A 15022-nucleotide genomic window follows, 5' to 3' on the forward strand; every position below is an offset into this window, starting at 1 on the left:
TGCGCATGTTTGACGGGAGGCGGCACAAGTGCCGCCTCCCGGCCCGGTCAGAGCGTCCACGTATCGAGGATGAAGGCACCGTCGCGGCGATGGATGAGGATCAGATCAAGCACGTCGAGCGGGCTGATCGGAATGATCCCCGGGATGAGCGCCTGCTCGCCATGGCCATAGAGCGCCTGAAGCGCGAAGCGGCAGGCATAGACCTTCCCGCCCTCTTCCATGAAACCCTTGATCTGGTTGTTGAAATTGAGATGGCCTGGAAAGGCTTCGCTGCCGAGTTTGGGAAACCCACGCTGCACGCCGAGCGTCACGCCCGGACCGTAGAGCAGCACGGCTGTTTCGAAACCCTTGCGCTTCAGCCGTTTGGCTTGCAGCAGGTTGACGAGGCCGATCGATCCCTCGAAGGCAACCGTGTGAAAGGTGATGAGGGCCTTGTCGCCGGCCTTGGCCTGGACGTCCTCGAAGACCTTTTCCTCATAATCAACGAAGAAATCGCCGTCGGCATGGGCTGGTGTTGTGACTGCGGGCATTGCTGGCTCCTGTTTCTGTCCCGATTTCGGTGTGGGGTACGAACAGGATGTTGCAATCACCGTGCCAAGTTGATGCTGCACAAATTACAGTCAAAATCGCCATTGATTCATTCAATTATACATTCAATTTTTAAATTGCAACTTGAGTCAGCATAATGAAGGAGCAATCGGGAGGGCAAAAACCGTGCAACATTGCACGATATGAATGCATTCAATATGCATTCAATTTAAAGCGCCTTTACTGTTTTGACGCCAACAGACTTCAAGATCTGCCTGATGCAGAGAAATTGCTGATGACAATGAAAATACGCAACAATATACAGTCAATATAAAAAGAGCATGGATTCTAAGCGCAATGAGAGACTGGCTTCCCGACCTGAGCCTGAGCAGTGGCCCACGCTATGCCGCAATCGCGGATATCATCGAAATAGACCTGAAAAGCGGTCGGCTGGTCATCGGCGACAGGTTGCCGCCGCAACGCGAACTGGCCAAGCGCCTCTCCATCGATTTCACCACGGTCGCCCGTGGCTATATCGAAGCCAGAAAACGCGGACTGGTGGATACGCAAGTGGGCCGCGGCACATTCGTCACCGGCGGCCAAGACAAGGACCGCCGCGGCTTTACCTCGGCCTTGGCGCCCGATCCACGCCGGACATCAATTGTCGATTTCTCGATGAACATGCCGCCGGAGACAGACGATCCCGAGCTGATTGCCCGCATGCAAGAGGGACTTTCCGCCGTTGCCGCCAACATGATCCCGCTACTGCGCTATCAGGGTTTTGGCGGCTCCAGCATGGACAAGGATGCCGCCGCCGCTTGGCTGAGCCGGCGCGGCCTCGTACCGTCACAGGAGCGGATCTTCGTTACGCCGGGCGCTCATCCCGCCTTGCTTGCCATCCTCGGGACGCTGGCCAAGCCCGGCGAAACAATTCTCTCCGAGAACATCACCTACCCCGGCATACGCTCGATATCAGCTCAATTGCGGCTCAATCTATCGGGCCTGCCAATGGACGCGCATGGCATCCTGCCCGATGCGCTGGCCGATGCCTGCCGACGGCTTGCGCCAAAGGCGCTCTATCTCAACCCGACCCTGCAGAACCCGACGACGGTGACGATCCCCGAAAAGCGCCGCGAGGAAATCTGTGCCATAGCCCGCAAGTATCATGTGCCGATCGTCGAGGATGATGCCTATGGCTTTATTCCGCTGCATGCGCCGCCGCCGCTGGCGACAATGGCGCCGGATCTCACCTGGCATATCGGCGGACTGGCAAAATGCATCGGTGCCGGGTTGCGTCTGGCCTATGTCGTGGCACCCGACACCAAAGCTGCCTGGCCATTCGCAAGCGCCATGCGCGCCAACAATGTCATGGCCTCGCCGCTGATGGCGGCACTTGCGACACGCTGGATCGACGACGGCACCGCAGACACCATCCTGCGCTTCATTCGCACGGAAGCCGCCGCTCGCCAGACGCTCGTCGCCTACCTGCTGCCCCCCGGCAGTTTCGAGGCCGATCCACTGAGCTTCAACATATGGCTGCCGCTGACCAATGGATGGACTCGCTCCACCTTCGGCAGCCACATGAACGCCGCCGGCCTCGGTGTCGTTGCCAGCGATGCATTCACCGTCGAAGGCCCGGCCCCGGAAGCAGTCCGTATCTGCCTCGGCGGTCCGATCAGCCGCGAAAAGCTGCGCAGCGCCATCGAATTCATGGCGCATGCGCTCGAAGGACCGCCCGAGATGACCGGATCGTTTTTCTAGCCTGCCCACACACCTGATTTTGAAAACGAAATGCGCCGCCCCTGTTGGCGGCCGGATGCGTCATTATGTCGAGTAGACATTCACTCCACTAAGGCGCACCTATATTGAATGCAATCAATTAAGACATTGAATGCATTCATTTCAACAGGAGTTACCGAGATGTCCGCCGACATGGATTGGCCGCCACTTTCACCCTTGCAGACCGGGCTGCGTGGGCGCTGCCCACGTTGCGGCCAGGGTCATCTGTTCAACGGATTTCTGACCATCGCCAGGGAATGCGAGGTCTGCGGGCTGGATTATTCCTTTGCCGATCCCGCCGATGGGCCGGCCTTCTTTGTCATCTGCTTTGCCTGTGTGCCGAGCGTGTTTCTCGCCGTCTGGCTCGAGGTTCAGTACAGCGCGCCGATCTGGGTGCATGCCTTGCTGACTTTACCGTTCATGCTGGCGACATGCATTCCGCCTCTGAGGCCGCTCAAAGGCTGGCTCGTGGCCAGCCAGTTCTTCTACAAGGCCGAAGAGGGTCGGGTCGTCAGATCTCAATAGATGTAAGCACGGATAGCCTCGCCGTCATCCGTCAATGGTAATCGGCGGATGACGGCGAAACTCAAAGGCATCAGAAAGGCTGGCTTCAAACTGTCGCCAGCATCCCGCCGTCCACATGGTAGGCCGAGCCGACGCTATAGGATGCGCGGGGAGAGCAGATGAAGACACAGAAGTCCGCAAGCTCTTCAACCGAACCGAAACGGCGGATATCGGCATGTTCGTCCGCGACGCTCTGCAGATAACCCTCCCAGCCGTCTCCTGCCAGTTCCCGGGCCGTCTTCTCCCAGTCGGGCGTACGGATAAGGCCGGGATTGACGACATTCACGCGGATATTGCGCTTGATCATCTCGACCGACAGGCACTTGCCGAACATCAGAAGTGCTGCTTTCGTGACATTGTAGATCGGTTCGTACCAGAGCGGCTGCACCGCGCAGATGGATGCATTCATGAGCATCGCGCCGCCGCCCTTGGCCTCCATCTGGTCGGCGAGCGCTCTGCTGAGCCGCACGGCCGCCATAAGGTGCAAATCCCAATAGGACTGCCACTTCTCATCGGGCGCATTTGCGATGGTCTCGTTGGAGCCGGTGCCGGCGTTCGAAACGAAGATGTCCGCGCCGCCAAGTTTTGCCGCGGCATCCACGATCGCCTGGCAACCCTCCGCGGAGGAAACGTCGGAAGCGACGGCGCGGGCCGTGACGCCGAATTCGCTTGCAATGCTTGCGGCCGCACCTTCGACTTCGGCAGCCGTACGCGCCGTGATCACGACATGGCAACCCTCGCGCGCGAAAGCCTTGGCGATCCCAAGGCCAATGCCCTTGGAGCCACCGGTGATGACTGCAACTTTATCCTTGAGATGAAGGTCCATTCGCTCTTCCCTTGTCCGCCATCGACGTTACGGCACTACAATGCCGCACAATCGAAACTCCCAGAGGCAAAGAAGCCCGCCATGCCGACGAAATGCTCTGCCACGTCCATTCTGCCATAAGAAACCGCTCCGCCAACCTTTTTTTCCGTCCAGCTTGCCTGCTTCCTTAGCCGGCGAATAAGGCAGCCTCTCCCCTTCCGATCCCGTCCCAATCTCGGCACCCGACATGGTCTCTAAATCCTGCGGCAGGAATTGCCGGGAACGAATTTCGGGGTCAGCACGAAATCCTGCGGCGGCTCGACGGCGCCTTGCGGGTTGGTGATCCGATGCATGAGGCGTCGGGCGATGATGCCGCCGAGCGCCAGCGTGTCCTGAACCACCATGGTGATGCGTGGGGTGATGACCGAACTCCACTGCACATTGTCGATCATGGCGAGCGAAATATCGTCGGGACAACGGAAGCCCAGTTCCTGCATGGCTTGCAGCGCGGAGAGTGCCACCGCGTTGTTGGCGCCGAGGATCGCGGTGGGGCGCTCAGGCTGGATGAGCAGGCGCATCGCCGCTTCGTAGCCAGCGGTACGGGTGAACTGTCCGTCAACGACGAAATTCGGGTTAACCTCGACCCCCGCATTCGCCATCGTATCCATAAAACCGCGATAGCGTTCGGTCGCAGTGTGCATATGGCTCGGGCCGGCAATGAAGGCGATACGCCTGTGGCCGAGCTGCAGGAGATGTTCGGTGAGCATCGCTCCGGCGAGGTGGTTGTCGGAGCCGATGAAGTCACGCTCGATGCCGGCAACCTTCTGGTCGAAACAGACGATCGGAACATTCAATCCGCCGATGAAGTCGACATAGTCCTGATCATGTCCCGATGGGGCAAGCGCCAGCCCCGCCGTCTTGAGACCGATCAAATGCTCGACCATGGCCTTTTCGCGCTCAGTCTTGCCGGAGGAGTCGGTCACGAGCACGAAATGGCTGTGATCGAGCGCGTAGTTCTCCAGTTCGCGCCGGATATCACCGAAAAACGGGTTTCCGACATTACCGACGACGAAGCCGACCATGCGGCTGCGTCCGCGCGCCAGGCTCTGCGCCAGCGGATCCGCAACGAAACCAACCGCGGCGACGGCATGGCGGATTTTTTCAAGAGTCTTCGGGCTGACGCGAGCCGGATTGCTCAAGGCCAGTGAGACCGTCGACACCGATACGTCTGCGAGTTTGGCAACATCGCGAATTGTGGCCATCAGATTTTCGAACCGCTTCTATCGCTTTCAGCCTATCCGGCGAAGGCACATTCTCATGCAACCCTTCGTCACATATCTAACATCTACAGGAATACAAGCAATATGCCGGCAGACGATTTCAACAGCGCGCTTGACATCCGGGACGAGAGAATCAATGATTAAATCGAACCGGTTCGATAAAGCTCAAAATCTTGGGAGGATGGCGTGAGCAACATAGCAACGATCAGTGGTGGCCGCGATGCAGGCGACGGCAAGGCGTGGTTTACGCAAGACAGATTCGGCATGTTCATCCATTTCGGGCTCTACGCGCTTGGCGCACGGCACGAATGGCTGAAGAACCGCGAGGAATTCACCACCGAGGCCTATCAGAAGTATTTCGACAATTTCGATCCGGACCTCTACGACGCCCGCGAATGGGCGCGCCGTGCCCGCGCCGCCGGCATGAAATATGTCGTACTGACCGCCAAACACCATGAAGGCTTCTGCCTCTGGGACAGCAAGGTCACCGACTACAAAGTCACCAATACACCCTACGGCAAGGATCTGATCCGGCCCTACGTCGAAGCCCTGCGGGCCGAGGGGCTCAAGGTCGGCTTCTACTATTCGCTGCTCGACTGGCATCACCCGGATTTCCCGATCGATACGCATCACCCGCAGCGCAACCATCCCGATGCGGCCAAGCTCAATGAGGGCCGTGACATCTCCCGCTATGCTCAATATATGCGCGACCAGGTGACCGAGCTTTTGACCGAATTCGGCAAGATCGACGTGATCTGGTTCGACTTCAGCTATCCCCGCCGCGTGCACAAGGGGCTTCCCGGCAAGGGCCGCGCCGATTGGGAAAGCGATCGCCTGATCAAACTGGTGCGCGAGCTGCAACCTGACATCATCATCGGCGACCGCCTCGACCTGCCACGCGACGCGGATCACATGCCCGATCTGGTGACACCGGAACAATATACGCCGCGCGTCGCGCCGACCGTCGCCGGGCTGCCGGTGCGCTGGGAAGCCTGCCACACCTTCAGCGGCTCCTGGGGCTATTATCGCGACGAGACGACCTGGAAGGATGCCGGCCAGCTCATCAATATCCTGATCGACACGGTCTCGCTTGGCGGCAACCTCTTGATGAATGTCGGCCCGACCGGACGCGGCACATTCGACGCCCGCGCCATCACCGCGCTCGATACCTATGGAGATTGGATGCGGCTCAACGGGCGCGCCATCTACGGAGCAGGCCCGTCCGCCTACAAGGCGCCGAACGGCTGCCGCTTTACCCAGAAGGGTAATCGGCTCTATCTGCATGTGCAGACCTGGCCGTTCCGGCATATCCATATCGAGGGACTGGGGCGCAAGGTGAAATACGCGCAGTTCCTGCACGACGCCAGCGAACTGCACTGGCTGGATCCGGACGCGGAGGTGGATTCCAACATCGGCGTTGCCGTCGGAGAGGGCATATTGACCCTCGAATTGCCGGTCCTGAAGCCCGATGTGGTGGTTCCGGTGATCGAACTGATCCTGAAGGATTGAGCATCCTCCGGTCGGTGCTGTCATGAGCCGCGAAGCCGAACTCATTGCCACGATGACGCCGTTGATCGCCGATCTGGCAGAAGACGGCAATGGCGCCGTCGCTTTGGCCGGCTCGCGCGGCAAGGGACGGTCGGATGCCCAATCGGATTTCGACTTCCGGGTCTATGCCGATGCTTATCGCGGGCCGGACCTTAGGCAGACCGGCTCATGGAGGCGCTTCGAGGAGGCCATGCGTGGCTGGCAGGCCGAGGGGATCCGGATGGACGGCATCTGGATGCGCCGCTATGCCGGCGTGCAACAAGATCTGGACACCTGGCTTGCCGGTGTTGCGGTGCCCAAGAACTTCGAGTGGACGATCTGGGGCTATCATCTGCCGACGGACCTTTCCAGCCAGCAGATCATCGCCGATCCACGCGGCCTGCTGGCGGGATGGAAGCAGCAGCTGGCGCAATATCCCGAGGCACTCAGGGCCTCGGTTCTGCGCCAGCACATGGACATTCTGCGCTATTGGGCCAAGGACTATCACTATGAAAGCAAGGTCGTTCGCCGTGACCTCGTCTTTCTGGTGGGACTAACGGGGAAATTGGCCAATGCCATTCTGCAGACCGTTTTTGCCTTCAACCGGGCCTATTATCCGGGTGATGGCTGGAACCTGCCCATGGCGGCCGAACTCGACCTGCTGCCACCCGATTTCCTGTCGCGGATGACCGCTATTCTGGAACCGGGAGACGATCCGGACGCCTGGCGGCGCCAGCGAACGGAACTGATCGGAATGATCGCCGATCTGGAGGCACTGATCGCAGCCTGAGGAGACTGCAGGACCAAACCGGAGGAGAGGTCCGGACACTGACGACCGTCATCGCAACCATAGTCCTTGAGGAGGAGGAACCATCATGAAACGCTCATTGGTCTTTGCGGCCGCCCTGGCCGCGAGTTTCCTGCCCAGCATCGGCGCTGAGGCGCAGAATGCGTCGGTCACCGTCACATGGCAGATGTGGGGTGAACCCAACGACGCACAGCTCTGGCAGCAGTTGGCCGATCTCGTGACGCAGCAATATCCCGATATCAAGGTCAAGCTGCAGCTTTCCGGCTGGACGGACTACTGGACGCGTCTGCCGGTTCTAGCCGCATCGGGCCAGGTCGCCGATATCGTCTCGATGCAGTCCATGCGTATGCCGAACTTCTATTCGATCCTTGATCCGCTCGATGACTATGTGAAGAAAAGCGATGTGAAGGTTGCGGACTTCGAAACCTCGATCATGTCGGGCCTTTCGCATGACGGCAAACTCTATGCGTTGCCCTATGACGTCGGTCCGTGGATGGTGTTCTACAATCGCGACAAGTTCGCAGCGGCCGGCCTGAAAGAGCCGGCCAAGGATTGGACATTCGACGACTTCAAGGCCACGGCCAAGGCACTGACCAAGGACGGGACTTACGGCTATGGAACGCAGGCCTTCGACTTCATCGCCGGCCCGGTTGCGCTCGGCGCGGAATACTTCAATGCCGACAACGAATTCGACCTGACCAATGCAGGCTTTGTCGAAGCCTTCAGCAAATATGCCGATCTCACCGCCAAGGATAAGCTGTCTCCCGTCTTTGCCTCCGCGTCAGACGCATCGGCGGCCAGCGGCCGTTTCGCATCCGGCAGCGTCGCCATGTATATCGATGGTCCGTGGACGCTGATTACGGCGCAGGCCAACGTCAACTTCAAGATCGGCATTGCGCCACTCCCGCGTGGCAGCGGCCCCTCGCGCTTCATCACCGCCGGTTCAGGCTGGGGTATTTCGGCGGCAAGCCAACACAAGGATGCCGCCTTCAAGGCGTTGCAGGTGCTGAGCGGTCCGAAAGCGGCGGAAATCCTGGGCTCAGCCGGCCGTGCACTCCCGGCGCGACTTGCCCAGCAGACCTACTGGTATGACGGGGCGGCCAAGAATGTCGCCGGCACCCGCGACACACTGCAATATATGTTCGCCCACACGACCCCCTTCCGCATCAACGAGAAATGGAACCAATTCGAGAACCTGGTGATGCAGTATGTACCGGTGGCGTTGACGGGAGATTCGACGCCTGAAGGCGTGCTTTCCGACATTCAGAGCCAGCTTCCGTAACCCTCGGCGCCTGGCGGGCCTGCGGCCGGGTGCATCGGCCCGAGCGCAGGCCGCTTGCCGGAAAGGAGAGGCCCATAATGCTGGCCAAACACACCGCCCTCAATGCGAGACCAAGGCCACGTTCCAGAAAGTGGTTCAGGGGAGAAGGATGGACAGCCCTGTTCTTCCTGTTGCCCGGCCTTATCGGCATTTTCCTGTTTCTCGTGCTGCCGATCCTTGCTTCGATCGCGCTCAGCTTCACCAACTGGCAATTGCTCGGCACGCCGCGTTTCGTCGGCTTCTCCAATTATACGCGGCTGTTCACGACCGATCCACAATTCTGGACGGTCATGCGCAACACTATCTTCTTCACCGCCGAGTATCTGGTCCTCAACATCATCATATCGCTGGGATTGGCGACATGGATCTCCAGTTTGAAGATCGGCCAGCGATGGTTCCGGGTGGTCTTCTTTCTCCCCACCTTCACGCCGCTGATTGCGGTTGCCATCGTCTGGATGCTGATCTTCACAAGCGGCGGTCTCTTCGACAGCCTCATGGCGCAGCTCTCGCTGCCGTTTTCGGGTGTGCTCAACAACCGGGCGTTCGCCATGCAGGCGGTAATCATCACCTCGCTCTGGGCCGGCATCGGATACAACACGGTGCTGTTCAACGCAGCACTCGACATGGTGCCGGCAACCTATCTGGAAGCCGCGCGGATCGATGGCGCGACGGCCTGGGACCGCTTCTGGAAAATCCGGCTGCCACTGATCTCTCCTACCCTGTTCTTCGGTACGGTGATGACGGCGATCACCTCGTTGCAGGTCTTCGACCAGATCTACGTCATGACCAAGGGCGGGCCTGGCTCATCGACCGCGACTCTTGGCTATGCCATCTACCAGCGCGGCTTCCAGAACTTCCAGATGGGCTACGCCTCAGCCATCGCCTGGGTGATGTTCGCGCTGATCATGGCGCTGACAGCCCTGCAATTCTGGCTCCAGCGCAAATGGGTGCACTATGACGCTTAAGTCCAAGGCCAGGGCGCGCCGAAAGCTGGCGCTCGACATCTTCAATCACGCCGCGCTGCTTCTGGTCGCGCTTGCCTTCCTGTTCCCGTTCTTCTGGATGGTCTCGAATGCGGTGCGCTCTAACGCCGAGGTGATGGCGATACCGGTGCGTCTTCTGCCTGAGGTCTTCGAATGGGGCAACTTCGCAGCCGCCTGGACCAGATTGCCCTTCGGCCGTTTCTTCCTCAACAGCGCCATCATCGCCATCTGCGTCACGGCGATCACCGTCGTGGTGTCCTGCCTTTCGGGTTATGCCTTCGCGCGGCTGAAATTCAGGGGACGCGAGATGCTGCTGCTCGGCTATATCGGCACGCTCATGGTGCCGCCGCTGATGCTCATCATTCCGCTGTTTCTGATCGTCAACAGGCTCGGCCTGGTCAACACCTTTCCGGGCGTGATCCTACCGGTCGCCTTCGGCACTTTCGGCGCGTTCCTGATGCGGCAGTTCTTTCTCTCCATTCCGATGGAACTTGAAGAAGCGGCACGGATAGACGGCGCCTCGCGGCTGCGCATCCTGGTCAGCATCATCGTGCCACTGTCGATGCCGGCCATCGGGCTTTTGTCGCTGTTCACCTTCATGGGGCAGTGGAGCAATTTTCTCTGGCCGCTGATCGTCATGACCGGAGCCGACAATGCTACCCTGCCGGTGGGGCTCACCCTGTTCCAGACGCAACAGGGGACGCAGTGGAACTATCTGATGGCGGGCGCCGCCCTTTCCATGCTTCCGGGGATTTTCCTCGCGATCATCCTCCAGAAGCTCATCTACAACAGTATCGCCCTCAATGCGGGCATGGGTGGGCGCTAGGCGCCTGCAGACTCTTGGGAGCGAAGACATGGCGAAACTGACAATCCGCAATGCCGTCAAACGCTACGGTGCACTCGAAGTTTTGCACGGCGTATCCGTCGCGGCAGAGGACGGAGAATTCGTCGTGCTCGTCGGCCCTTCGGGCTGCGGCAAATCCACCCTGCTGCGGATGATTGCCGGGCTTGAAAGCATCAGCGATGGCGAGATCGAAATCGGCGACCGTGTCGTCAACGACCTCGAGCCCAATGAGCGTGACATCGCCATGGTGTTTCAATCCTACGCGCTCTATCCGCATATGACCGTTCGCGACAACATGGCGTTTTCGCTGAAACTGGCGCGCCGCAGCCGGCAGGAGATCGAACAAAAGGTCAATGACGCCGCCGGCATTCTTGATATCACCGCGCTCCTCGACCGTTACCCGCGGCAATTGTCCGGCGGGCAGCGCCAGCGCGTGGCCATGGGGCGCGCCATCGTCCGCAATCCGGCGGTGTTCCTGTTCGACGAACCGCTCTCCAATCTCGACGCCAAGTTACGTGTTCAAATGCGGACGGAAATCAAGACTTTGCACCAACGCTTGGGCACCACCATGGTCTACGTGACCCATGACCAGATGGAAGCCATGACCATGGCCGACCGCATCGTGGTCATGCGCGGCGGCCATATCGAACAGGTCGGCTCGCCGCTCGAAATCTACGATAGACCCGCGAACAGTTTCGTCGCCGGATTTATCGGATCGCCGTCGATGAATTTCATTGAGGGTCAGGTCGTCGAGCGGAACGGAACGGCGGAACTGGCAGCAGCGGAGGGTGTGCATTGGCCGCTGCCGGATCATGCACGCGCCCACATCGGACAGTCCGTTCAATTGGGCATCCGGCCCGAACATATTGCCGTCGACACGGACGGAGTGCAGGCGAAGGTCACCATCATCGAGCCGACAGGTTCCGACACGCACCTGCAATTGCAGGCCGGCTCCCAATCGATCATCGCGTCCGTCAGGGACCGTCCGTCTGTATCGGCTGGACAGTCCGTCCCGCTCAGGATCGATGCGCAGAAGGTACATCTGTTCGACCCGGCGAGCGGCAAGCGGCTATATTGAACGGGTAATCAGGGACGCTTCGCCGTCATCAGCCAATCACCAACCTCTTCCACATCGCCTCACCTGATAAGTTTGCAGTACCGTCGCCGCACTTAATCCGCGGGCTGTCGTCTTTGCACCGCGCTCATGTCGTTTTCACTGCCTCTGTCCGCCGTCCATCGTGGTCTGCTCATGGTGTTCAAGCGGCCGCTTCGGTCCGCGTTTAGGCGTCGTTCGGAAGCGCCGTGGTTGGCCGGTCTGCAGAGGAGGCAGGTCGGTTGGGAGAGCTTGTCACCGGTCTTGCCGGCGGCGGGATCCATGCATCGAAACCCATAGGAGGAGTGAGTATGAGCAGGAACAGAGGCGTCGTCTATATGCGGCCCGGCAAGGTGGAAGTCCGCGACATTGACGATCCGAAGCTTGAGGCGCCGGACGGCCGCCGCATCGAGCACGGGGTTATCCTGAAGGTGATCTCGACTAATATCTGCGGCTCCGACCAGCATATGGTACGCGGCCGCACCACTGCCATGCCCGGCCTCATCCTTGGACACGAGATCACTGGCGAGGTGATCGAGAAGGGCATCGATGTCGAGATGCTGGAAATCGGCGACATCGTCTCGGTTCCGTTCAACGTTGCCTGCGGCCGCTGCCGCTGCTGCAAATCGCAGGATACCGGCGTTTGCCTGACCGTGAACCCGTCGCGCGCCGGCGGCGCCTACGGCTATGTCGACATGGGCGGCTGGATCGGCGGACAGGCCCGTTACGTCACCATTCCCTATGCCGATTTCAATCTGCTGAAATTCCCGGATCGCGACAAGGCCATGGCGAAGATCCGCGATCTCACCATGCTCTCCGATATCCTGCCAACCGGCTTTCATGGGGCCGTTCGCGCTGGCGTCGGCGTCGGCTCGACCGTCTATGTCGCAGGCGCCGGTCCGGTCGGCCTCGCCGCTGCCGCCTCTGCCCGCATCCTCGGGGCCGCCGTCGTCATGGTCGGCGACTTCAACAAGGATCGTCTCGCCCATGCGGCGAGAGTAGGCTTTGAGCCGATCGATCTTTCGGCGGGCGACCGTCTCGGCGACATGATCGCTCAAGTCGTCGGCACGAACGAAGTCGATAGCGCCATTGACGCCGTCGGCTTTGAGGCACGCGGACATTCCGGCGGTGAACAGCCGGCCATCGTGCTCAACCAGATGATGGAAATCACGCGGGCGGCGGGATCGATCGGGATTCCCGGCCTCTATGTCACCGATGATCCGGGCGCCGTCGACAGTGCAGCCAAGCAAGGCAATCTCTCGCTCCGCTTCGGTCTCGGCTGGGCCAAGGCGCAGTCGTTCCATACTGGCCAGACGCCGGTCATCAAATATAACCGCCAGCTCATGCAGGCGATCCTGCACGACCGGCTACCGATCGCCGACATCGTCAATGCGAAGATCATCTCGCTGGATGATGCTGCCCAAGGCTATGAAAGCTTCGATCAGGGTGCGGCGACGAAATATGTCCTCGATCCGCATGGCGACCTTCTGAGGGCGGCCTGATACCTGATACAAGAGACTAAGATCTGGCTTCATAGAAAATGGCCGGGGCGAAAGCCCCGGCCATTTTCGTATCAAAGGAAGTGTCCGATCAGCGCCGTTTTCGCTTACCGAGATGCCAGGCTCAAAGCGCCTTCCGGCGAACGAGGCTGTCTGATGGAAAAGACGAGGATAGCCGATAGCAACATGAACGCTCCGACAATGAACATCGGCAACTGATAGAAGCCGGTCATGTCCTTGACGGCGCCGGTGATGTATGGCGCGGCAAAGCCGGCCAGATTCCCGATCGTATTGATCAAGGCGATGCCCGCGGCAGCCCCGGCACCGGTCAGGAATTTGCTCGGCAGCGCCCAGAAGTTCGGCAGGGCGGAGAAGATCGCGCAGGCCGTTATGGCAATCACAGCAATCGTTGCTTCAGGCGAGGACATATAGAGAGCCAGCGGTATGCTGGCTGCGCCGACCAGGGCGGGAATGCCAACGTGCCAGGTGCGTACCCCACGCTTCGAGGCGTCGTTGCTCCAGAAGTACAGGGCAACTGCCGCCGGCAGGTAAGGAATGGCGGTAATCAGCCCCTTGTCGAACACGTCGAACTTTGTGGCAAATTTCGCTTCAAAGCCGGCGATAATCGTCGGCAGGAAAAAGGCGAGCGCATAAAGGCCGTAGATCATTCCGAAATAGACCAAAGCAAGCAGCCAAACCCGACCGCTCGTCAGCGCCTTGCCGACCATGCTGCCGTGCGACTTGCTGATTGCCTTTTCCTCATTTGCAAGCTCACCGACCAGCCAATCCTTCTCCGCCTTGGTCAACCACTTTGCATCCTTTGGTGTATCGGGGAGGTAAAACCAGGTGATGATGCCGACGATGATGGCAGGAACGGCAACGCCGAAGAACATGATGCGCCAGCCTTCCAGCCCGAACGCGCCGTGCGCCTGAATGAGCAGGGATGCGACAGGCGCCCCGATGACGGTCGTCAGCGGCTGGGCGAGATAGAACAGCGCCAGGATCTTTGCGCGATGGCGGGAGGGTACCCAGCCGCTTAGAAAGAGGATGGCGCCTGGAAAGAAGCCGGCTTCGGCGACACCGAGAAGGAAACGCAGCGTGTAGAGCTCCGTTGCGCTGCTCACCCAGGTGAACAGCAGCGCGACGATACCCCACGTCACCATGATACGCGCCAGCCAACGCCGCGCGCCGTATTTGTGGAGTGCCAGATTGCTTGGAATTTCGAGAACGATGTAGCCCAGGAAAAAGATCCCGGCGGCAAAGCCGAATTGCGCGGCGGTCAGGCCGAGGTCGGTCGTCATGCCATTGGGACCGGCAAACGAGATGGCCGTCCGATCCAGAAAATTGATGAAGAACATGAGCCCGATGAAGGGCGCCAATCGCCATGAAATCTTTCTAAGCGCCGATTGCTCCGCAGGGGCAATGCCAGTTTGCACGTCACTCATGATATCCGATTTCCTCCCTATACGGCTTTGCCTCCCAACGATCCCCGATCGCGGCGCGTAACACAGCCTCGTTTCAGATGGTCAATATGGTTGCTTGCGTGCCGGCTAAGGGTGACTTGCGCGCATCCCGGACTTGCATCGAAAGATCCAGCGCATGCCGCTTGCCTGCGAAGGACGCGGGAACGGCTCTCTCAGTGCTGCCTCTGCCTCGTCAGCGAAGATCGCGAGCATCGAGGATGAGTGACATGGCAGGTCAGGATCAGCCGCACTTGCCTCGACTTTTCAAGCCGCGATGTGATCCCCTCAGATCGCCAGGGAGCCAATGCCCCTCTTATCGGCGGCATAAAAAAGCATGGTCCTCATCACCCCAACCCTCCCCAATTTGAAGGAGTGATAATTCATCTGGTATAATGAGTCAATCATCATGTCGTTATAAAAATTGTAACGAACCACCAGAGCTTCGCCCCAACTGACCCTTTACGCACCGCGTTGCCATGGCGATTTTGTTGCTATAATAACTTGAGTATATGAAGAAGGATTATTGCC

General features: G+C 59.5%; 13 protein-coding genes. 9 read left to right on the forward strand and 4 right to left on the reverse strand.

Annotated elements, in window-relative coordinates; genetic code table 11:
- Nucleotides 1-47: 47 nt before the first annotated feature.
- Nucleotides 48-530, reverse strand: a complete 483-nt coding sequence (locus PMI03_RS05360) for an MSMEG_0572/Sll0783 family nitrogen starvation response protein (protein ID WP_007690674.1) — start codon at nucleotides 528-530, stop codon at nucleotides 48-50.
- Nucleotides 531-885: 355 nt separating this feature from the next.
- Between PMI03_RS05360 and PMI03_RS05365 the strand changes: the two genes are divergently transcribed.
- Nucleotides 886-2289, forward strand: a complete 1404-nt coding sequence (locus PMI03_RS05365) for a PLP-dependent aminotransferase family protein (RefSeq protein WP_007690677.1) — start codon at nucleotides 886-888, stop codon at nucleotides 2287-2289.
- A 159-nt stretch (nucleotides 2290-2448) separates the two neighbouring features.
- On the forward strand, nucleotides 2449-2832 hold the full coding sequence (locus tag PMI03_RS05370; RefSeq protein ID WP_007690679.1) for a DUF983 domain-containing protein: 384 nt from the start codon (nucleotides 2449-2451) through the stop codon (nucleotides 2830-2832).
- Between the two features lie 85 nt (nucleotides 2833-2917).
- On the opposite strand, the gene PMI03_RS05375 is transcribed toward PMI03_RS05370, so the two are convergent.
- Nucleotides 2918-3697, reverse strand: a complete 780-nt coding sequence (locus PMI03_RS05375; RefSeq protein WP_007690680.1) for an SDR family NAD(P)-dependent oxidoreductase — start codon at nucleotides 3695-3697, stop codon at nucleotides 2918-2920.
- Between the two features lie 233 nt (nucleotides 3698-3930).
- Nucleotides 3931-4938, reverse strand: coding sequence for a LacI family DNA-binding transcriptional regulator (locus tag PMI03_RS05380; RefSeq protein ID WP_007690681.1), 1008 nt, complete (start codon nucleotides 4936-4938; stop codon nucleotides 3931-3933).
- Between the two features lie 204 nt (nucleotides 4939-5142).
- Here PMI03_RS05380 and PMI03_RS05385 point away from each other — a divergent pair, with 204 nt between their 5' ends.
- From PMI03_RS05385 to fdhA, 7 genes are all read left to right on the forward strand, one after another.
- Entirely contained in the window at nucleotides 5143-6465 is a 1323-nt protein-coding gene (locus PMI03_RS05385) for an alpha-L-fucosidase (protein WP_007690682.1), read from the forward strand.
- A gap of 22 nt (nucleotides 6466-6487) precedes the next feature.
- Nucleotides 6488-7273 (forward strand): DUF4037 domain-containing protein, encoded by a 786-nt coding sequence (locus tag PMI03_RS05390; protein WP_007690683.1) that lies wholly within the window; start codon nucleotides 6488-6490, stop codon nucleotides 7271-7273.
- Between the two features lie 85 nt (nucleotides 7274-7358).
- Nucleotides 7359-8573, forward strand: a complete 1215-nt coding sequence (locus tag PMI03_RS05395) for a sugar ABC transporter substrate-binding protein (protein WP_007690684.1) — start codon at nucleotides 7359-7361, stop codon at nucleotides 8571-8573.
- 77 nt (nucleotides 8574-8650) lie between these two features.
- A complete protein-coding gene (locus PMI03_RS05400; protein ID WP_007690686.1) occupies nucleotides 8651-9577 on the forward strand; it encodes a carbohydrate ABC transporter permease in 927 nt (308 codons plus the stop codon).
- Nucleotides 9567-10421 carry a carbohydrate ABC transporter permease gene (locus tag PMI03_RS05405; protein WP_007690688.1) on the forward strand — a complete coding sequence of 285 codons (855 nt, stop codon included), beginning with the start codon at nucleotides 9567-9569 and terminating at the stop codon, nucleotides 10419-10421. The genes PMI03_RS05400 and PMI03_RS05405 overlap by 11 nt, the downstream gene beginning before the upstream one ends.
- 28 nt (nucleotides 10422-10449) lie before the next feature.
- Nucleotides 10450-11517 carry an ABC transporter ATP-binding protein gene (locus PMI03_RS05410; RefSeq protein WP_007690690.1) on the forward strand — a complete coding sequence of 356 codons (1068 nt, stop codon included), beginning with the start codon at nucleotides 10450-10452 and terminating at the stop codon, nucleotides 11515-11517.
- A 326-nt stretch (nucleotides 11518-11843) separates the two neighbouring features.
- Nucleotides 11844-13034: a formaldehyde dehydrogenase, glutathione-independent gene (fdhA, locus tag PMI03_RS05415; RefSeq protein WP_007690696.1), complete on the forward strand. Its 1191-nt coding sequence runs from the start codon at nucleotides 11844-11846 to the stop codon at nucleotides 13032-13034.
- Between the two features lie 104 nt (nucleotides 13035-13138).
- Here the strand turns inward: fdhA and PMI03_RS05420 are convergent, their stop codons facing one another.
- Nucleotides 13139-14476, reverse strand: coding sequence for an MFS transporter (locus PMI03_RS05420; RefSeq protein ID WP_007690697.1), 1338 nt, complete (start codon nucleotides 14474-14476; stop codon nucleotides 13139-13141).
- Nucleotides 14477-15022: the final 546 nt, after the last annotated feature.

The organism is Rhizobium sp. AP16 (assembly GCF_000281735.1).
GTDB classification, from domain to species: domain Bacteria; phylum Pseudomonadota; class Alphaproteobacteria; order Rhizobiales; family Rhizobiaceae; genus Rhizobium; species Rhizobium rhizogenes.